The organism is Sphingomonas sp. PAMC26645 (assembly GCF_004795835.1).
In the GTDB taxonomy this organism is placed as follows: Bacteria; Pseudomonadota; Alphaproteobacteria; order Sphingomonadales; family Sphingomonadaceae; genus Sphingomonas.
Genome location: NZ_CP039249.1, coordinates 3,087,810 through 3,107,912, shown reverse-complemented (window position 1 = coordinate 3,107,912; position 20,103 = coordinate 3,087,810). Strand labels below are relative to the sequence as shown.

General features: G+C 59.7%; 19 protein-coding genes. 9 read left to right on the top strand and 10 right to left on the bottom strand.

Features of this window, described 5'->3' with window-relative positions:
- Positions 1-256: 256 nt before the first annotated feature.
- The gene (locus E5673_RS14300; protein WP_247599400.1) at positions 257-1,327 is read right to left on the bottom strand and encodes a helix-turn-helix domain-containing protein; all 1,071 of its coding nucleotides are present in this window, start codon (positions 1,325-1,327) and stop codon (positions 257-259) included.
- Here E5673_RS14300 and E5673_RS14295 point away from each other — a divergent pair.
- On the top strand, positions 1,320-1,868 hold the full coding sequence (locus E5673_RS14295; RefSeq protein ID WP_136190521.1) for a cysteine hydrolase family protein: 549 nt from the start codon (positions 1,320-1,322) through the stop codon (positions 1,866-1,868). The genes E5673_RS14300 and E5673_RS14295 overlap by 8 nt on opposite strands.
- A 105-nt stretch (positions 1,869-1,973) precedes the next feature.
- Positions 1,974-2,774, top strand: a complete 801-nt coding sequence (locus E5673_RS14290; protein WP_210731746.1) for an MBL fold metallo-hydrolase — start codon at positions 1,974-1,976, stop codon at positions 2,772-2,774.
- A 180-nt stretch (positions 2,775-2,954) separates the two neighbouring features.
- Here E5673_RS14290 and E5673_RS14285 read toward each other — a convergent pair whose 3' ends face one another.
- Both E5673_RS14285 and E5673_RS14280 read right to left on the bottom strand, forming a co-directional pair.
- Positions 2,955-3,290 carry an STN domain-containing protein gene (locus E5673_RS14285; protein ID WP_136190519.1) on the bottom strand — a complete coding sequence of 112 codons (336 nt, stop codon included), beginning with the start codon at positions 3,288-3,290 and terminating at the stop codon, positions 2,955-2,957.
- 415 nt (positions 3,291-3,705) lie between these two features.
- Positions 3,706-4,140: an Rrf2 family transcriptional regulator gene (locus E5673_RS14280; protein ID WP_136190518.1), complete on the bottom strand. Its 435-nt coding sequence runs from the start codon at positions 4,138-4,140 to the stop codon at positions 3,706-3,708.
- A gap of 84 nt (positions 4,141-4,224) precedes the next feature.
- On the opposite strand from E5673_RS14280, the gene E5673_RS14275 reads away from it, so the two are divergent.
- On the top strand, positions 4,225-5,004 hold the full coding sequence (locus tag E5673_RS14275) for a class I SAM-dependent methyltransferase (RefSeq protein WP_136190517.1): 780 nt from the start codon (positions 4,225-4,227) through the stop codon (positions 5,002-5,004).
- Positions 5,005-5,532: 528 nt separating this feature from the next.
- Here the strand turns inward: E5673_RS14275 and E5673_RS14270 are convergent.
- On the bottom strand, positions 5,533-6,030 hold the full coding sequence (locus E5673_RS14270) for a MucR family transcriptional regulator (RefSeq protein ID WP_136191526.1): 498 nt from the start codon (positions 6,028-6,030) through the stop codon (positions 5,533-5,535).
- Between the two features lie 347 nt (positions 6,031-6,377).
- Here E5673_RS14270 and E5673_RS14265 point away from each other — a divergent pair, with 347 nt between their 5' ends.
- The 3 genes from E5673_RS14265 to E5673_RS14255 all read left to right on the top strand — a co-directional run bounded on the left by E5673_RS14265 (position 6,378) and on the right by E5673_RS14255 (position 9,535).
- Complete coding sequence (locus E5673_RS14265; protein WP_136190516.1) at positions 6,378-7,349, top strand: hypothetical protein; 972 nt, start codon at positions 6,378-6,380, stop codon at positions 7,347-7,349.
- Between the two features lie 13 nt (positions 7,350-7,362).
- Entirely contained in the window at positions 7,363-7,821 is a 459-nt protein-coding gene (locus E5673_RS14260) for a hypothetical protein (RefSeq protein WP_136190515.1), read from the top strand.
- A 556-nt stretch (positions 7,822-8,377) separates the two neighbouring features.
- On the top strand, positions 8,378-9,535 hold the full coding sequence (locus tag E5673_RS14255) for a hypothetical protein (protein WP_136190514.1): 1,158 nt from the start codon (positions 8,378-8,380) through the stop codon (positions 9,533-9,535).
- Here E5673_RS14255 and E5673_RS14250 read toward each other — a convergent pair.
- Together E5673_RS14250 and E5673_RS14245 are read right to left on the bottom strand one after the other, a co-directional pair.
- Complete coding sequence (locus tag E5673_RS14250) at positions 9,501-10,469, bottom strand: hypothetical protein (protein WP_136190513.1); 969 nt, start codon at positions 10,467-10,469, stop codon at positions 9,501-9,503. The two genes, E5673_RS14255 and E5673_RS14250, sit on opposite strands and share 35 nt — an antisense overlap.
- Positions 10,470-11,296: 827 nt before the next feature.
- Positions 11,297-11,719 (bottom strand): hypothetical protein, encoded by a 423-nt coding sequence (locus E5673_RS14245; RefSeq protein WP_136190512.1) that lies wholly within the window; start codon positions 11,717-11,719, stop codon positions 11,297-11,299.
- Between the two features lie 1,391 nt (positions 11,720-13,110).
- Between E5673_RS14245 and E5673_RS14240 the strand changes: the two genes are divergently transcribed.
- The 3 genes from E5673_RS14240 (at position 13,111) to E5673_RS14230 (ending at position 14,911) form a co-directional block, all read left to right on the top strand.
- Positions 13,111-13,311 (top strand): hypothetical protein, encoded by a 201-nt coding sequence (locus tag E5673_RS14240; protein WP_136190511.1) that lies wholly within the window; start codon positions 13,111-13,113, stop codon positions 13,309-13,311.
- On the top strand, positions 13,308-14,120 hold the full coding sequence (locus E5673_RS14235) for a hypothetical protein (protein WP_136190510.1): 813 nt from the start codon (positions 13,308-13,310) through the stop codon (positions 14,118-14,120). The genes E5673_RS14240 and E5673_RS14235 overlap by 4 nt, the downstream gene beginning before the upstream one ends.
- A gap of 278 nt (positions 14,121-14,398) precedes the next feature.
- The gene (locus E5673_RS14230; RefSeq protein ID WP_136190509.1) at positions 14,399-14,911 is read left to right on the top strand and encodes a hypothetical protein; all 513 of its coding nucleotides are present in this window, start codon (positions 14,399-14,401) and stop codon (positions 14,909-14,911) included.
- A 196-nt stretch (positions 14,912-15,107) separates the two neighbouring features.
- Here E5673_RS14230 and E5673_RS14225 read toward each other — a convergent pair whose 3' ends face one another.
- The 4 genes from E5673_RS14225 to E5673_RS14210 form a co-directional block, all read right to left on the bottom strand.
- The gene (locus tag E5673_RS14225) at positions 15,108-16,469 is read right to left on the bottom strand and encodes a hypothetical protein (protein WP_136190508.1); all 1,362 of its coding nucleotides are present in this window, start codon (positions 16,467-16,469) and stop codon (positions 15,108-15,110) included.
- A gap of 1,276 nt (positions 16,470-17,745) precedes the next feature.
- Positions 17,746-18,138, bottom strand: coding sequence for a hypothetical protein (locus tag E5673_RS14220; protein WP_136190507.1), 393 nt, complete (start codon positions 18,136-18,138; stop codon positions 17,746-17,748).
- Positions 18,139-18,219: 81 nt separating this feature from the next.
- On the bottom strand, positions 18,220-19,035 hold the full coding sequence (locus E5673_RS14215; protein ID WP_168711639.1) for a C2 family cysteine protease: 816 nt from the start codon (positions 19,033-19,035) through the stop codon (positions 18,220-18,222).
- Between the two features lie 378 nt (positions 19,036-19,413).
- On the bottom strand, positions 19,414-19,953 hold the full coding sequence (locus tag E5673_RS14210) for a hypothetical protein (RefSeq protein ID WP_136190505.1): 540 nt from the start codon (positions 19,951-19,953) through the stop codon (positions 19,414-19,416).
- Positions 19,954-20,103: the final 150 nt, after the last annotated feature.

The window sequence follows — 20,103 nt, the reverse complement described above, 5'->3', positions numbered from 1 at the left end:
TTATTGCGGCAGGGGGGCGGTGGGCAGTTCGATGCCGCCGATCATCATAGTAGGGACAAGTGCAGGCATATCTCCGAGGTAGCGTGAATTGATGGAGATATTGCTACCAGAAAGTTCACCGGTCAGATTCAGCCATCCTCGAAAATCCATCACTTTTAAGAGTCCCGCTCCGCTCGGAAATGCGACATTTACCGCGGATAGCACCGTACCAATTAGCGCTGCTTTATAGGCCGGCTTAAAGCAATCGTAGGCGGGCTCATTCCGGCGTCCTGTCCCTGATTGCGAACCGACGCCGGTAGTCGGATGGGGACAGGCCGACGACGCGGTTGAACACTTTACGAAACGCGCTTGTATCCGTGTACCCGACCTGCCAGCCGATCTGATCGATGGGGAGGCCGGTATCCCGCATCTTCGTCTTGGCGTTGGATACCCGCAGGCGTTGCCAGTATTCGGTGGTTGTGTGACCGGTAGCCTTCTGGAAGCGCCGCAGGAATGTCCTGTCCTCCAGGCCGGCCTTGGCAGCGAGCGTCGGGACGTCGACAATCTTCCCTTCGCTCTCATGTAGAAACCGCTGCGCTTTAAGTATGGCTTCGTCCTTGTGCCCGGTGTGCGGACTGAAGCCGCTGTAGTAGCTCTGCTCGCGCCCCGGCGGGTCGATCAGGAAGCCGCGCGCGACGTCCATCATCACCGTATCGCCCAGGAATCGAGCGATGATCGTCATGCACAGATCGGTCCACGCCATGACCCCGCCGGCCGTGATGATGTCGCCGTCGTCGATGACAATCCGGTCGGTATCGACCGCCGTTCGGGGGAAACGGCCTCGGAAGCGATCCTCATAGGTCCAGTGCGTCGTGACGATCCGGTCGTCGAACAGGCCCGTCGCGCCGAGCACGAAGGCACCCGAGCATATCGAGGCCAGCACGGCGCCATCGGCATGCCGATCCTGCAGCCAGCGCGTCATCACCGGGTCCGCCTCGTCGCGCGGACCGTCCAGTGCGGGGGGCAGGATGCAGATCGATGGCGTCGTGCCGCAGGGTGCCGATGAATAGACGCGCATCAGCGCACCTTCCGACCCCTCGGCCGCCCAGTGACTGACCACCAAGGCTGGCGTCGACGCTGAACTCGGCACCGCCGTGGCGATGCGGTCTGCAGCGAGCAGCAGATCGGTCATGCCCAGCACCGCCGCCTGCTGCGCGCCGTGATACATTATGATGGCAATTTCGATCATGTCGTTTTCAACCCGGTCTTTGTCGTCACCGCCACTGATATGGCTCGCGTTCGGCTGATACAAAGCCCCGAAATCAACGAGGAGCAAGTCAATGGCCAAGCGGGCCCTGATAGTAGTCGATCTGCAGAACGAATATGACGCGGGCGGCAAGTTGCCGCTCGAAAACCTGGATCAGGCGGTGGCGAATGCGAAGCGAGTGCTGACCTCGGCACGCGACCGGCAGGACATGATCATCCATTTCCGCCACGAGACCCCGGGCGACAAGGATGCCCCGTTCGCGGTCGGTACGACCGGAACGGAGATCCTCGCCCCCGTCGCGCCGATAGATGGCGAGACGACGCTGACGAAGAACTATCCGAATTCGTTCCGCGACACCTGTCTGAAGCAGCTGCTGGACGAGGCGGGCGTCGAGGACGTCGTGATCGTCGGCGCGATGAGCCACATGTGCATCGATGCGACCGCACGCGCCGCATTCGATTTCGGCTACGGGGTGACCGTTGTGGGAGATGCGTGTGCGACGATGGCACTGTCGAGCAACGGCGTCGATGTACCCGCGCCCCAAGTCCACGCAGCGTTCATGGCGGCGCTAGCCTTCGCTTATGGTCAGGTGGTTTCCACCACCGACCTTCTGGACGCCTGAACCGGAGAAACGATTATGTCGACGAACATGCCTTCCGGCCTTTCCCGGCGCCAACTCCTGACGGTCAGTACTGGTGCGGCCGCCACACTGGCGATCGCCCCATCGTTGAACGCCGCCCTCCCCGCTGCTGGGGCAGAGAATTCGATCGTACAGATTCGCAACGCCACGATCCGGGTAAACTATGCGGGCGTCCGGTTCCTGGTCGATCCAATGTTCGCCGATCCGGGCACGTATCCGGGCTTCCCTGGGTCCGCCATGAGCCATCTGCGAAACCCTCTGGTACCCTTGCCCGTGTCGGTCGCGGACCTCGCCGATGCCGACGCCGTCATCGTTACGCATACCCACATCGATCACTGGGATGACGTCGCACAGACGTCTCTGCCGAAGGCGATGCCCATCTTCGTCCAGAACGCGACGGATGCCGCCACGATCCGCGGCCAAGGCTTCAGCGACGTGCGGATCATGACCACGGAGACGCGGTTCAAAGGCGTTCAGCTATCGCGGACGGGCGGGCATCATGGTGGGGCAGAGGTCCTGCGTGCGGTGCCGACGCTCGATCCGGTTAGCGGCGTGATCTTTCGTCACTCCTCGCACAGAACGGTCTATGTCGTCGGTGACACGGTCTGGGATCCGGCCGTCGCGCAGGCAATTCGGACTCATCGGCCCGACGTAATCGTCCTGAATGCCGGCTATGCCCAGTGGGTCGATCTCGGACCGATCCTGATGGGCCCGCAGGGGGTACTGTCCGTCCATCGTGCGGCGCCCGCCTCGCAGCTGATCGCGACCCATATGGAGGCGATCAATCACTGCGTCCTCAGCCGTGCCGACCTGGCCGCCTTCGCCAAGAAGGAAGGGTTTGCCCAGAGCTTGCTGATCCCTGCCGACGGAGAGCGCATCTCGATCTGAAGGTTGGGCAATCAGGTCGATCCGTTGGCCGCAGACGGTCCCAGCCTGGCTTACGGCACGCGCGGAGGGACATTGCTTACTGACCGAAGGTCGAGATACCTGCGTCTCATGACACCAGCCTAAGCAGACCGATCATCGCCAGCGAAGGCGTATGCTGCCGGGGCGGGGTGTCCGTCACGATTACTTGCTCACGGAAAAACCGCCGTGGATCGGCGTGCTTTTGAGCGAGGTACCACGCAACATCCGCGCAAGTGCCTGTTCGGGCGTGAAGCGGCCCTTCGTAAGCGCGGTCTTCATGGCGCGTGTCGGACGCCCCTTCACGCGATCCGTGTCGAGCGACACCGGGCAGCGAGTGACGCTGGTGAATTTAGCGAGCGCCTTCTCGAGCGGCATCGGTGTGATCGCTATCCGAATACGGTCGTTCTGACAGTTGTAGAAGCTGGCATCCTGCGCAGTGGCGGATTGCGGCAGGGCTGCGGCAAGGCCGAGCATGACCGGGAACAGGAATTTGCGCATCAAGAGTCTCCATGGGCGGTGTTGGCAGATGCGTTGATACATTGTCTCACCTGAACAGCCGATGTAATTCAGCTTCGATGCAGCGTGGTGAGCGTGACGTTATAGAAGGTTACCGTCATCGGGACGACCATCGCGGATATCGTTTCTCAAGCATTCCTAGCTTGGCATCGCGCACGGCCATCGGGCAATGATCCCTTATTTCGGCCATCGCTGCGCGAAGAGGACGATCTCGTTCAAGCGGCTGATGCTGGTTTTTCAGGCGGCGCAGACCGAGCAAGCCTCGGCGAGGCCAGATTGCGGATACGGGGATGGCGTCCGCTATCCTTCCCAACCCGGACATCCTCAAAATTCAATCCCGGCCGGGACGGCCCCGCTGGCTTGACCGCCGTTACCAGTCGGAATTGCCGTGACGGAGTTAAGCTTGGATAGCATCGCATCTATTATCGAACGCTCGGACGAGTGTTGCCAGGCTGATTGATCCAAGGCGTGCGGTCAAAAGTCGTTCGGCCTCGTTCAGCGCGTCACCCAAGGCATCGTTGACGACGTCTGCAACACGGCACCCGAGTTCGGGTTGCTCGATGCCGATCGCGAAGAGACGCTGGCCTCCAACAGCTTGGTGCACGTCCAGCAGCGTCACCGCCTCCAAATCGACAACGATAGACCAGCCTCCGCCATGTCCCTTTTCCGATCGGACGTAACCCGCGTCGCGTAATCCGGCCATCGTGCGGCGGATCAGAACAGGGTTCGTGTTCAGCATTCGCGCGATGGCGTCGGAGGTCATCGGGCCATCGTGCCGAGCCATGTGGATCAACACGTGCAGCATTCGGGAAAGGCGACCGTCGTTGCGCATTACACCCTCTTCGTACCTGACGCCGACTTGGCAAGAGGTGGCTATCACGATACCTGTCGGGTTACATGATTCGAGAGGCAGGCAATGCGCGAGTTCAACAAGGTGGACCATTGGGATAGTACGGCCGAGCGGTATGAGACGACCGCGCATCCCTACACCGCACGTTACGTTGATGCGGCGCTGGCTGGTGTACCACTAACCCCTGCCTCCCGGGTCCTTGACGTCGCGGCAGGGACAGGGGCGCTGACCTTCGCAGCAGCAGCCACGGGCGCGCACGTCGTGGCGACTGACTTCTCGCCCGGCATGATCGCGCGCATCGCTGCAAAGGCGCTGCCGAACGTCGAGGCATCCGTGATGGATGGCCAAGCGCTCGACCTACCCGACGCCGGGTTCGATGCGGTGTTCTCGATCTTTGGCGTTTTCATGTTTCCCGACTGGCGCAAGGGACTGACCGAGATGGTACGGGTCACTCGCCCCGGTGGCCACGGGGTCGTCGCGGTTTGGGAGGATCGAGGGGCGGGTGCCTTCATGCTGCTCGGCCGGTTGATTCGAAGGCTGCTCCCCGACCGGGCGCTCGCAGCGATGCCTGAGGCGATGACAATACTCAACACGACTGAAGGCTTCGCTCGCGAGTTGGTCGCCGCAGGCTACCGTGATCCGCGGATTGAGCGTGTGACGCGTGATTTCGACCTCGACATGGCGCTGCTGGATGACCTTGATTCGCTGTTCGGACCATCGTCCGACTGGACTAGTCTGGACCCTGGAGAGAAGAACCTGATAGTTTCCGAGTTGCGTCTGATGGCTCGCGAACAGCCACAGCTTCAGATCCCTTCCACCGCGTTGATTGGATTGGCGCGACGATGAAGAGCCTTGGGATTGCGTAGAATGCTAACGCTGCTGCATTCCCAATTCACCGTGCAGACTGTGCGGAACTCGCCGTTGGCTGATGCCGCGCCTGGAATGCGCTGGATGAGGGAGGGGCTAGTGGCTGAGGGTTTAGGCGGCACAGGGCCACCGATAGAGCGCCATCAGCCCCGGGGGCCGGCCAGGAGGGATCATTTTGGCATTAGATCAGGCTTGCCCGGCCCGGATCAGCCCCTGTGCGCCGACGAGGTTGATCGCCCGTCTAGCTAGATGTTTTCTAATACACCATCCCAATGGCAACAATCGCGGCGCATAGTATACGACTTCGAAAACCCTCTAGCTAGTCAAATGTGTGCGACCTCCGCTGACGGGGCTGTCCCGCTCTAAGGATCAAGCCAGCAGTGGCTGACAATTGAAAGGCCACCCCGCGAGGGGCGGCCTCTTATTTATGGCCTGACGAGAGCGAACATGACACCGCTGGTGGTCTCAGCGCATAGCATCCGACCACGCGAAGATCCTCCCAACTAGTTATTCAGCGTCGGCCGTTGCCATAGGCTTCGCATTACGCCGTGGCTTTGCAGCCGCAGGTTCAGCGCCCTTTTGAATTGTCTGACCGGGCTTACGACCCAGGCCGATCTTCTTGGCCATTGCACGACGGCTCTCGCTGTAGCTTTCCGCAACCATGGGATAATCCACCTTGAGATTATACCGTTCGCGGTACTCGGCCGGGGTCATTCCATTGGTAGCGAGGTGACGACGGAGCGTCTTGTAAGGCTTGCCATCGATCATGCTGATGATTTGATCCTTGCTCGCAAGCGACTTTCGCGAAGTCACGGCAGGCGTGAACTCCTGCGCGGGCGCTTCCGGAGCATCTACGCTCTGCTCACCGCCGAGCTTGGAGACAGCCGCATGCATCGACTGCAGAAAGGCGGGGACATCATCTGCCGATGTCCGCGTATTTGGATTGCTCAACCACGCGATGGTCAGCTCAGTTGCGAGTTCGATAGAGTTGGTATCATCAGTCATCATATTTCCGGACATAGATCGAAGGCTGTTGGGGATCGATGCTAGGAGCGAACGTACAACGAACGACGACAGTTGGAGAGAAGCAATCCGACCGCTTTCCGGAAGGTAGGTTTGATAGATGCCACCGTGACGCGCTGCTGCCTTTCTCGAAAAGGATGCCTTGTGAGACGATTGCAGCGCTTCCTCTAGCTGGTCGAGCCGCTTCTGCGACAACCACAACACCGCAGCAACAAAGGTACGACGCGGCAACATTGCACCGACAAACAAATTTGTCTTGCTAAGGGCTACATTCCGGCTACGCTTCATCAACAATAGTTCGTCGTGCTTTTAGTTCTCAGGGGGAGACGTTGGCCGATATGACGCGGATGAACTTGACTGCGGCAGCAGCACTCATGCTTTCGGGATGCGCGACAACGCCTGCACCTCAGACCGCGGCGTTTGACAAAATTTCCCAAGGGGATCGTGACGCCTTCCGTTCTGCCGTGGATGCCCACCGCGCGGCCACGAGGGCATTCGCCACCAATGCTCTTGTCGAAGGGGAAGGCACGCTCACCTACGTCGGCTGTGATCACACTAAACCAAAAGACATATGCACTAACATTTTCTCCCTTCAGGGAGTCGATATTTCCACGGCCGAAGTTGCGCCTGAGGCCAGCAAACTCATCAGCGCCGTTGCACAATACGGGGCAGCGATGAAGGAGCTTGGATCGGCCAAGGATTTAGCAGCGCTGAATAGCAAGATCGACGGTACATTTACTGCCATTGCCGCACTCGCTGCCGCTACTGGCATCGGCGCTGTCGCGGCACCGGCCATTGCGCTGGTTGGTCAGACGACAAAGGGCAGCTACAAGCTGAAGCGGATCGCGCAAATGCGCGCATTCGCCAAAGCAGCCGATCCGGCGGTCCAGAAGGCCGCGCTTATCCTCTCTAAAGATAGCATGGCTATCAAGTCCGGTATTCTCGCTGCAGTCAGCAAAAGGCTGACGGGTGCTCAGCTTGAAATTCCTCAAGCGGTGGATGAAATCGCCGCGATCAAAGTTCGACTTGCCATGCCGAATAGATCCGCCGAAGCTATCGCCGCAGATGAACAGCGACTGTCGACGCTGCGGCAACGCGTTCGCTATCTCGTTGACGACCAGTTTGAGGCAGCGGCACAACTTCAAGGATCGCGCGCCCTGAAGGGTGATTTCAGCGCGCTTGGGGATGCCCATACCAAGGTGCTCGCTTCCCTCGAAAACCCCATGATCGACCCGGATGTAAGCCTTGAATATGCGAACGCTTATATCTCCGGGCTGAAGGACTTGAAGGCCGCCCTCTGAGAGGAGAACCCTGATGAACGAGAACGAGCCGGAAAACGTGCCGGAAAGTCCACAAGAACTCATTGAAACGGCGCTGATCTATCGCATTAGGGCGCAACAGCGGTTTGTTGCCTTGGCTGAACCATTGGGTTCGGAAGCAGCTGCTGACAAGATTGCTGCTTTAACAGACAAGCTACACGCCGCGTATGACGCCTTGAACAAGAAATTCCAGGCACATGTTAGAGCAAAAGAATACACAGTTGCCGGGTGTTTAAAGGGCCCAATGGACAATATTTTGTTGTTAATCTACGCCCTTTCTAAACGCGTGATCCAGATGTACGAGCGCGATGCCGCGGCTGCGTCGAAGACCCTGGCCGACGTGCTGGAACGAATTGGGGCGGCCACCCGTGATTTTGAGGCCGACACCGAAAACTGGGGCCGCCTCGGCGGTGCGATCAACGCCGCGGCCACTGCGATCGGGATCGTTACCTGAAGCCATGTCCTTCGCCGACCAATCGCGCTGACGCTGCCAAGCACCAACGCGATGGCGTCTGCCCCCATGTGTTCGGCGAAGCCGCGCTCCTCAATGCCCACAGCATCAATTTAGACCAAGGTACTGATACACGCGAGACTGCGCCGTTGGGCAGCGGATCCTTCCCGCAAACGAAGGCCGCATGGGAAAGCTGCGTCGTGAGATGAAGCAGTCATCGATCTAAGCGCCACTTTCCCAAAATCTGTTCCCGATTTACTTTTCTCGAAATCGCCCGCCATACACGGGAAAACGGGAATAGCACGGCTGGCTTGGGGATCGCGCGCGGACCGTTCGCGATTAACCGACGACAGAAGATCGACGCTTCCATTCGACCGCTGCCGCACAGCCCTTTCATCGTTTGTCACAGAGGCCGGGTTTCAGCGTCAAAGGAGATTTGGCGGTTCACGCATCTCGGCCTTGAAAGGGGGAGTTGTTTGTAATCTCTATTTCAACGGTTTGCTACGTTCGGTATAGCCCTCCGCGAGAGCGGATCGTCGAGTACGTGGAGGAGCAGTGCATGGATGCAGTAGATCACGTGAGCGATGCCACGCGTGGGACCATCGCGCTGGCGATCGGATCCTCTGCGACCGGACCTGAACTCCCCGGTCCAGTCGACGAGCGCCTTGTCGACATTTTCGGTAGTTGCGTTCCGCGCGACGAGGTCGCGATCTGGACGGACATGCCGCCGGCGCGGCGGGCGAAGGCTTTGCAACGCATCGGCGCGCTCGATCGATATTGCACCGGCGAAGAGGGGCTGACGGCCAAGAAGGCGGCGGCGGATGCTGGCGTGAAGCTGGGCAGATTCTATCAGATGGCACGCGCGTGGCCGAACGAACGGTCGCTGCGTACTCTCGGCACATACGCGGTAGCCACCCAGTCACGCGAGCGGTTCAAGCCTGAAGTCGTCGCGGCCATACAAGCCGTGGTGACCGACGTGGTGCGCTTCAACGAGGGCGTCTCCGTGGCGAGGCTCGTCCAGGTCCTGGCGGAAAGATCCGGGTTGCCGGCTGAAAATCTTCCCAAGAAGAACACCCTTCGAGTTTTCGTCGAGAGGGAACTGCGTAGGGTTCGCGAAGTGAAGCAGGCTGGTCACGAGATACTTTTTGATTGCTGCGCAACCTCCATGAGACGGGCAGATGGCCGACGTCATGACATCTTCGTCATCATCGATGCGGGCACGCGACTGATACTGGGGCTTGCCGTCGGTGACACTACGAACAGCGCTGCCGGCTATGCGGAAGCAGCGCGAGACGCTCTGCACCGCGTCGCCGAAGATGCGTTTCCGGGTAGTATCTGGGCGACAAGAATCGAAAGATCGCAGCTCGTGCCGGGCGAGGATAGTGACCAGATTCGGATCGTAGCGGCAAAATTGGTCGCCGCTATTGGCCGTGGAGTGCCGCAGGTCGTGGGGCAGGGGACCTACGGCCGGTACATCAGGGAACACATCGGTCTCAAGCTCGACGCCATTCAGATGCTACCCGGGCGTACGGGCAAGGGTCGGGAAGAAGCGTCGCCGGCCAAGCTGGGGCTCAGTGAAATCGATGCGAGGGCGCGGCTCGAGGTTCCGCTGGCGGCGCACAACGCGCTGGTTTGGGCCGAACTGGCAGTCGTGGGGGAACCACAAGCGCCAGGAGAGTTCGTTACGCTTCTCGAACTGCTCGGCAATCAGCTTTGACGGGGCGGACCTCGCCCGCCTCGACGTCGCGGTTGTGGCGGGCGACCGCGAATCGAATGGCCTGTTCGGCCTCCGACCGATCCGGCGCACGGTCCCTGCGGGACTGCATCACGGAGGTTGGATCGGCGGCGAGCGGTTTGTAGGCAATCTCGATCCGTCCGATCCGCCTTCCCATGAGATCGGCCAGGGAATGCCGGGCGCTTGTAGCGGAGACGGCACTGATCCAGTTTCCCGCGGGAAGGTGCTGGGAAAGCGCGGTGCGGACTGTCTCGTCAGCGATTATGCTTGATGTCGCGTTTCGCAGCACTGCAGCCATTCGACCCAGTTCCGGCGGCAGAGCAGGGTAGCTTAGTTCCAAGGCTAGAATTCGTCTCGTCGATGAGTCCACGGCCACGGTGATCTTCGGGAAGACGAGCCCGCCAATCGCCCCCGTGTCGACAGGTAGCTTGAGAAAGGCCTGCGCAATGATGATGCTGTCGCCGCTAATTCCGGTGCCACGGCCTTTCGCTTCGACCATGAGGAGCCAGACCGTACCGCGCGAAGGCGGGGCGACGCCCCGAGCAAGGCACCTCTCGGTAATTGTGTCCGAGAGGACCGATAACGATGTAGTCGTGCCGGATATACCTATGACGTCACGCGCGATTTCACGAGCCACGGGATCCACGCCGCCACTGCGGGAACGACTTTCGTGAATGTCGCGCTTCCTCACACCTGGCGACAGAGCGCGCGGGTCGCGGTCAGCCGCCCAGGCTTTACTCAGATTGACGAACTGTTGTGAGCCCAGGTCCAGCATTGCGCCAAAACGGCCGCGATCCGCAGCGCTGGGGTTCGGAAGAGCAGAGTATCGATCCAGTACCTCCACTCGGCGTCGCACCTCGGCCCACTTCAGCGGGTCGACGTCCGACAGGTCGGGGTAGCGAGCGTCGTTCTTCATGGTATCACCTTGTTTCGCGAAAATTGTTTAGGCGTGCTCCTCGCCCCAGGCGCGGGGCCGCGACTTCGTCAGTGCGTGCGATGAGACACGAGCGATCGTCGTGACCTGATCGGTTTGCCGCACCGCCGATCGGGTGGATTTGCATGTCCGAGGGAAACCTGTCGTTTAGGTTTGGCTGGCTACACGCACGTGGGTTTGAAGGAGAGAGCCGGTGTCGTTCGGAATTGTAGTGAAGAGTTCGGCTCCGATGACATCGGCGGCGGTTCCTCCTCGGCCCTTCCTCGCACTCAAACTCTTCTGCGACGGCGGGAGTACGCCTAACCCGGGTGTTGCCCAGCCCGTCGTGCATGACGGCTCGGCGTTCCTCCCCGTGCCCGCTATCCAGACCGGCACGAATCATCGGGCTGTTTACGAAGCCGTTCAGTATGCGCTTCGTCACGCGATCGGGATGGGCGCCACCCACGTTGTCATCACGCTGGCTGCGAAGTTCGTCTGGTCGCAGATCGCAGGCGCTTCCCCATGCGTGAAATTAGCGAACGAGCGAGCACTCTGTTTGTCGCTCGCATCCCGTCTGCCATCGGTCACGTGGGTTCTAGTAAGGCCACCGATCACGGTCGGCTCTTCGGCTGTGGGTTCGCGGCGTGCGCTCCGCCGGTTGGCTGCACGATCTCAGAGCCTCTCGGCCCCCGTGCCAGCCGGACCGACGGCAGCAGCTTCGCCCGGTCAGACCACGCCCATCGTCGGCGGCGTTTCTCTCGCCGCCGCGGGATCCGCTACCCCCAATTAAGCGCTCTTGTCGGTACCGCCGGCACGTCGGTCCCAGGCATCTAGTTCAAGGGAACGAAGCGAAGCCCCAGTTCCAGCACGCCAGGGTCCTTGATCGGCAGGGCAACGGTCTCGATCCAGACGCCCGGTCCCGTTTCCGCAACGTCGTCCCGGGCGATCGCCATCGAGATGGCTTGCAACAGCTGCACCAGCGTGAAAGCCCTGGGGGGATCGGAATAGAACCCGCCCCAAGGCAGACATCTGTTCAGGTTCGTCAGACGCAGGTGGTGGAAGTCCTTGGGCATGATGAACGGCGCGAACCGCAGCTGCAGTTCTCGAATCGTCATCCCCTCGAGTCCACACATGCTCGCGGCGAGGTTGGTGACTTCCGTCGGATCGTAATCGTCGACCAGTTCCTCGCTCCTTGCGATGGCTGCTCGGATCTCCGGAGTTTCAAGCGGCTTCCCTGCCGGTATCGTCCACATGGCATTTTCCCCCTATCTGACGTTCCTCAAGTCATTCGCCACTTTCAAGATGGCCGCGACGCGGCCCCCGCAGTTTCGTTGATTCCCCAGCGGTATTGGACGGAGTCGTTTCGCCAAGTTCGAGCGGCACGTTGCAGTCCCGCACGACGGACTCCGACGCTGCCCGGCCATGGCCGATGCCGCGTCGCGGTAAGCAGACAGGGCAAATTCCGGCCCGCGGCGTCGCGAGACACGGCATCAAATTCGCTATAGATCTGTTATTCTCGAACCATTGAAACTAATCGAGCCATCTCCATATCAATGAAGCCGGCAGGGAAGCGGTTCGTGGAGGAGACGCTGCAAGGTCAGATACGGGAGGAACCGAGGTGCAGATACGCGTCCTGTGCGAACCTCGCAGGGGGGGACACGCCCGAGTCGCATCGGCTTGAGGTTTGGGGGATCGTCGACCGCGCAGCATGGAAAATGACAGGACAGGTTATGCAGCGGACTGGCGCCCGAGCGGAAACGAAACGATCCATTGGGATCGAATGTGGATGCGCCGCCGGCCGTGACGGTTTCCACGCCTTCGACCGGACCGTGCCAAACGCGACCGTGATGGTTGCCCGTTCCTGTCGGATGCCCACCCCGTCCGCCGCACCGACAAAAAGGTGTAACGCCAAGTCGTCCAGATAGAGATTATATTTTCTCTTGACGGGTTGTCCGAATCTGGATCATACAGGCTGTATATTCTCTATTTGGAAGGACTGGTTTGATCTGACTGATGTGACCCCGTGACCAGACCCCAAAACGCAACCAGATGACGGACTTGGTCTGAAGCCGTCCCAAACGCTCGGAGGTCTACGGTCGATGAACACGAACAATCACGATGCCGAAACTCGCACGAAGGAGATTGAAATGTCCAAGAAACCCAAGACGACCCGTGCGGTAAGCGCGGTCTCCACGACCGGAGACGAACCGGGTAACTACGCCATCGCCGGCACGAAGATCGACCCGCTGGAGATTTACCGCGTACCATCCGTCCACCCGGGAGGCGCGGGACCCTGGGCCGCAGAAGCCGACAAGGTGTCGTGGCTCGATGCACCGACGGGGCTGCCGTGCATCATGCGTCGCGGCGAGGATGGCGCACTCTCCGGGTTCGTCGGCGTGGGTCCAACCCACCCTATCTTCGGCTTCAGCGAAGACGCGCTTCCCCACGATCCGGTCATCGAGGTTCACGGTGGCATCGACTATGCGGAAATGTGCGATGAGGATGGACGACCGGAGGTTTCGGTATGTCACGTGCACGACCGGCGAGGTGCTTGGGCACGTGATCCGGCGACCGCGACCGCAGTTGCTGCGCTGCCAACCATTTGTGGTGGTTCGGCTTCTCCTGCAATCATTCCTACGACCTCGTGCCCGGTTCCCTTCAAGGGAAGGAGCTCTCGATCGAGAACGGTCGCGTCTATCGTGACGAGACCTACGTTGCGCGAGAAACCGCCTGGATGGCCGCGCAGCTGCATGCGATCGCCGAGGGCCGCGATCCTTCGTCGGCAAGTCGGGGCGATCGTCCGGCCCAAGGTCTCGACGCGTACGATCCGAGGAACCTCTCGTGACGTACGAACAGTTGCGCAACCCAGCGCTGCCATGGGGCTACTGGCTCCACGCTGACGGAGGGTTCGGGCCTCCGTTGGTAGACGAGCAGGGCGGACGGTGGGGGTCCGTCCGGCAGGCGTTCTTCCAGTCTCGTCTCGGCATGAGCCCGCAGCAGGCGGCGTTCATGGAGCCGGTCCTCGAGCGGGTTCTCGCCGTTCTCGCCGCGGTCGATCGGCGCACGGTGCATGTGTCCGAAAGCGTTCATGACCTGTTTGCGGGCGAGTCGGATTTCCAACTGTTCTACCGACTGTGGCTTCGTGGTCTCGAGCTCACAGGTACTGGTGCGCTCGGCGACAACCTGACGGCGGAGGGCCACGCTGCCCTGGTGATGTTGGCATCGACGAGACCCTCAGATGTCCGGGCGATTCCGATCGGGCTTGATGCCATCCGCACCATGTGGCCTCTCGAGACGTCGGAGCCGGAACGTTCGGCCTGGTTGCAGCGTGTGGAGGATTTTGCCTCCAACCTGCGATACCGCTTCGTCCGACAGGACATAGGACGCCATCCTGGCGTCGCCCTGATCGGCGCCGGTCTCGGTGGCGTCATCCCGATCAACCGCACTCTGTGGAGCCAGACCTTCAGCGACCTCGACAGCCGGGATCGGTTCCACGTCTGGCTGGCGATCAGGCTTGATCGCTGGGACGCGTGGGGCGGGATGGCTTACAAGCACGGCGCGCCGAAACTGACGCAGCACCTCTTCGCGCTGCTCGTGGGTGAACCGTATGATCCCGACAACCGCGCCCGCTCCCGTCCGGCAAGCCTGGCTTGAGGCAACACGGGGAGGTCCGTTGATAGCCGTGAATGTGAAAGCGGCGGATGCACGGAGCGCGGGCTGCCGTCGATAGCCACATAGCCCGCGCGTGACACGTCTGGAGTGCTCGATGCGTGTCCATTCCCAAAATCGGTTGCGACCGTTTGAACCCTTACATGCGTCGCGGAACGCTCAAGATGATGATGCCGCGAGGACGAATGGCCCGTCACCTACGTTGCCGCCGCTTTCGCGTGGCGCAATCCTAGCCACAGCTTCACTTTTATGAGGAATGCCAAATGGCCAAGCCAACCTACGCCACCAACAGCAAGGTTCTCACGAGGCTCGATCGTGCGCGGATCATCCGCGATGCGGTCATCGATCACGATCATCGACACGGCAGCTGGCAACCGTTGGATCTGCCCGGTGGCCGCGAAACCCGGGTTCGCACGATTGACCCGGGCAGAGGCTGGTCAGCCATCATCACGTCTCGTTTTTCAGGTGGTCCAGTCAATACGGTGACGTCGGGCAGTTCGAACGGCCAGGTGGTCATGGACGTGTACCTGACCTTCGGCCCAAAAGTTCTTTCCATTGCAACCTCCATCTCGGAGGACATGTTGATCTCGATGGCCCCCGGATCTTGGGAATCGGAAATGTTCGGTCTGCCGCATCAAGGTTGCCGCGCGAAGCGGGAGCGGCGTTCCGCTCAGCCGGCAGCGGCAAAGGCGATGGTGCCGGACGACGGAAAGAGTCCCAGTAAAACGCGAGCACGAAGGGTTCGACGCGATCATCCAACCGAACTCATCTGGTAGGAACGGCACGGAGATTCCCACAGGCATTCCTGCGCAGCGCCTCGCTTCAAGCGCGCGCGTTCTCCTTCACGGCAGCAGCAGGCCCTCAACGTATGTCGGCGGCGTTTGGGAAGCAGCGCGTCTTGCCGCCAAGGATACCCGCCCGACCGGCAGCCGCCGTGGCGAACTGGGCTTGGCGGTCCCAGGTCGCTGACGTTCAGCGGTCGCTGGCGGGTTCGTCCCAAATCCTCCCGGTCGTCAAGTTGATGAGGCGGGTCCCGATTGCCAGATCCAGACGGGTGCCCCCAACGAGGTCCCTTACGCGCTCAATCCGGCAAGCGCAGGGAAACGGAAGCAGCGCTACGGAGTCGACAGTCCGTCCCGGCAGCGACTCACTAGCCGTCTCCGGAAGAAAGTGACCGAAGATCTCAAGTCTCGTGCCGTACCACTCCAGCTTGCCGGCCATCGAGATGTCGGCCTTGATCGTCCCGTCGCGCCAGTACAGCGTCACGAACATCGGCGTGTTGCTGGTCGACATCTCGAAGCTCGCCTGATAATCGATCACGAGTTTCGCAAACACCGCCTTGGCGCCGCCGGGAGCGGCTGCCGCCACCGCCGCCGCCATGTCGTCGATTCGCCCATCAGCCCCGAGCTGGTGGAGCTTCGCGAGTTCGCCGGAGCGGTGTGATACACCGGTCGGCACCTGATGGAACTCCGCCGTGTAGTCATCCTCACCGGGGAAAAAGCCAAGGACCGGACCAACTCGCATCGCTTCGTCTATTGCAAGATAGTGCACTTCCATATCGACCCTAGCACTATCCCGCTGTTGGCTGAGATCCACCGCAACGAGCAGAACTTCGACGCCATGCTCGGCGGCGACGGCTTCCGCGATCGCGCGAACCGCCTCCGCACGGGCGGCGATAGCCTCGCGCCGATCCCAAAGCGCTTGCATGTCGGCAACGATAGATTCGGCGAACTCGAGGATTTGCGTCGGCGATGCTGCAGCGAACCGCGGAGCGTCGGTGCAGTTCGTCCAGCGCTGAAGCACAACGCCGCCGGCTTCGATGCACGGGCGGAAGTGCAGGAGGTGACGTTCGTTCGTGTCGACGATGAACACGGGCGACGGGAGGCCGAGGCGATCGCAAGGGAGGTTGCTGGTCAAACGGGTGATGTGTGATCGCAGCAACTCGAAGTTCGGACCGTGGGCATCACGGCGTATGTCCGCCATGGCATGAAGTCCGGGTCTGCCCGCGTCTAGCAGCCAGCGCTCGTGTCCGAATCGGACGTCGCCTACCTGGTCGGAAGCCATGATCGTGCCGAGGGGCAACGTGCACTCCGAGTCCCTCTCTCCGTAGATCCTCATCATCTCGCACGCGAGGTTGTCGATTTCGTCATCCGTGAGCGCATTGAGTACAGCCGCTCCGTCCATGCGGCCGCCAATGCGGAAATCCAGGTTCAGTGCGGACCAAAGAGCGTCCGCGACCGGCGTGCCGTTTCCGATGTCCAGGTTGCCGCAGATTGCCCGGATGCGCTTCCTCAATTGCGCCGAGCCGAACCGGTCTTCATCATCTACAATCATGTGTTTCCCCTATGGGAATGGAGCCCGACCCGATCTTAACGTAGGGGTCAGTCGACTTTGGAGCGACTTTCAAACGTATCCAGTCGAAGGTTTTTCTGCATAAAGGCCTTAGACCCGTGGCTGAACCGTCAGGTTAGTCTGGATCGGAACCACCCACGATATCGGCGGTGCAGGGCGCGGCTGCCCGTCGAAGCGTTGGGGCTGTCGAAATGTGGGCGCAATTTTGAAACGCCCCTATTCGAAGAGGCGGGACGGAACGATGTAACCTTACTCATGTAAGCTAAATTGCCCTTTACCCGTCACATGCAACCTGGCGATCATCTCGCCCAGTTCATGGCTCATAGTCGGAATCAGAAAGTTACGGCGGCGGGGACCGCGATGTCGGACATGAACACGGTCGGGCATTGATGGTGGCCTTCGCAACGCGACGTAGGGCGCTCAGGCCGTCGAACATCATCGCAACCCGTTTACGGCTACGCAGCGGCGCTTTCCGTATCTGATGGCTACAGTCCGTAACCACCTCATCCAGATGCTGGCGATTACAACCTCTGTCTCAAAGGCGCTCGTTGACCAGTCTACGCAGCAGCGGTGGTCGGCGATCATCCCACGTGCCTTAAGCAGACCGTCCGATGACGCAGCGCCGCCAGTACGATTATTGTCTCGGCCCGCCGTCAGAAAGAAGCGGGCGGGCCGCCATGGGGATGAGCGACGGCGCGTCGCATATACACGCTGGCGTCAGTGCGCCGGACCTGCCGCCGAAAGTCCCCGTCGCCCGCGGGCTTTACGCCGTGCGGTGCATAGGTAGGCGGGTCGCGTTGATCGTGATCGTCTTCCGCCGGGCGGTTGCGGGGGACAGCCTTCTTACCAGGAGGAGGACTGCGGTCTCCCTGGCCGCATTCCTTCCTTCAGTTGTTCAGCGGGTTCATAACGCTTCAGGACTTATATGTACGAGGCAGGCTGCCGGGGGGGCATCTCCCCAGCGTGGACCGGTATGGCCGGTCGAATGTACCGCTCAACCCGACCTGACCCGCAACCACGGGGACCTCCGGAACTCTCAGGCGATCATGGCTCGAACTTGTGTTCGTCGGTCAGGCAGTCCAGATCGTTCGGCGCGTCTCCGTGACGTTCGAGACGCAGATCCTGCCTTTCAGGCCGATGTATGACGAGCCTGAGCGCCATACCGAGGCTCCGTAGACGACATCAGCTGGCTAGCTGACCCGTCTATGCGCCGACTCCCCATACCTCAGACACACATTGTTCGTTACCTAGACACTTTCTAAGTCGAACTCTTGTGCCGCAATACGAAGTACGCCACCAGCTTCTCGTTGCGGCTGCTGGAGCCTTTGTCCATCGCAAGTACGAATGCACCGTGCGGCTGAGGATAGAAGTCCATCAGTACGACACCAGGATTTTCCCCATCGTAATGGGCTCGACCGATCGATCGCTCCAGCATCTGATTTTGAATGTTCTTGGAAGCAGCAACCCAAAGCACATCTGGAGATACGACGAAATATTGGGATGACGAAATCGCATATTTGGCACCAAACGTTTTTGCGATCTGCGCCTCCAGAGCCTTTCTGCCGGCATTATGGGACGGTCCAGATGCCCTCTTTACAAGAGTCGATCCCAACGCTTCATCAAGTAGCTTCGGCTGTTGGACATCAGACATGCTACTTCCCATCGACAGTAGAAGAGATAATAGGGTTGCAAACAACGGCATGGCACTGCGATCCCCGGTTGACCATATGGACTAATAGGCGCTGACACGAAACGACTGGAGGCCCCCGGTGTTCACCAGGGTATCAAGATCGACGGAGATGTAGGCGGATTTAATGTCCTTGCCTTCCCCGACGGCCATGTTCGTGCCCCAAGGATTACGCAGTCGAATCGTCCAGTTCAGAGAAGCGGATCGCGTCATCGACATGACCGTATACACATGATTGTCCACCAGACCGTCCTGCGGAAACGGCGCGTTGTTCTTTTTCTGGATCTGGGATCTCCCATCGAATTCAGGTACCGACCAGAGCGTGATGGTGCGATGGCGCACCAACGCCCGGGCAACACGACTGCCGAGAAGGTTGATCGACTGCTGGCGGGTGATGCGGGGAATAAGTTGAAACTTCATCTCGGTCCCGGGACTTCCGGTCACCGCCATCATGGCGTCCTTCGGCCACCCACCTCCCGATATCTTGACATACCCCTGGTCGAGGCCGTCGAGAGGCTTAGAGTCGTATAGTTTCGCATAGGCGGTTTCGAAAACGGCGGGCCACACGATCTTTCTTTGCATCGTGTTATCCATCTTACTTCCACCGTTCCGGATCATGTTATCTTCAAGCTCCAGCTGCGTAACCTGAACATGGCGCTTCTTGCCTTTCACGTCATACAAGCCGACTACGAAGCGTTGGGAGATCCGATCGTAGCGGATCAGATTCTTTAGCAGCAACGGGTGACGCAGTGCCACCGCGGACAGGGTCGCGACAAGATAGCAATCGCCGAGAAAGTCCTGATCGATGTCGTCGGGGCTAGGGCCTCTTGGACCATAGAGATCCTTATCGGTTATCGGCACAACCCAACTCCTGACATGATCGGTTCGAAGCTCATCGGATCTAGCTTCTTTCGAAATCGATTCCAACCACTTACGAGGTTTCGCAGCAGGGCGTGTCGATCGAGGCGACGAAGAGCCGTTTGAAACCAAGGATTCCCGGATTTTCGGTCTCCGGCCGGATGTTCGAATCGACCCGAAGACGCCAAGGCTCTCGTCAGATAAGTTGGTTGTATGACATGAAATCAGTACTGAGTCTTCTGGGCCACTATCACTTAGGAACGCCTGAGGACCTCGGTCTTTAATTAATGTCTCGTAAAGCAAGACAAGCGTACATTCGCCTTCAGGTGGGCCTTTATTTGGTCGATAAATCATATGTCAGCCATGAGGATCAAATGAAAATCATTCGTCCATGTTTAAGAGCATTCGAAAAAAATCGGAATATCGCCCTCCGCCAGCTAGACTCGTGCACTCATTCATAGTGTCTCGCTGGAAAGTCGTATCGTAGTCATGCTCGATGATTAGGCCGGAGAGATATCTAGCGGATACAGCTAGAGCTGACAAAAAAGATTTCCCGTCTTTTGCGCATCTCCACACCACGTGCTCCGGCGCCTCATGATCAATTGACACTATCTCCTTTGTATTCTGATCAACCAGTATCGGATCGGACTCTACTAATCCGAATATCCATCCGAACTCCGTCGAATTTGGATGTTCCAGTAGGCGAACCATGCCGATCTCGACTCCGGAGAGGTCGAAACGCGAGAACAAGTCTCGTAGCGTCGGATCGGGTATCTCGCTCGGAAGCTTTTCCAGACGGTCATTGACGTCGTAGCTCATCAGGAACTGAGAAGCCTCGGTCTTGGATAAGCCGGCTGTGATGAGGTCTTGCACAGATGGCTTGGCCTTAGCGAGAGCCTCTTTAAACGAAATGGAATCCATTCGGTTACTCATACTGGTTCGGATGAAGGGCTTTGTACCAGGAATGGTGAACTGTTTCAGGAATAGGCGTTGCTATCGGCCCCTGATCAATATGATGATGCACTGCCCTATTTCCAGTAAACCCCTGATGTTCGGGAAAATGCTGAATCC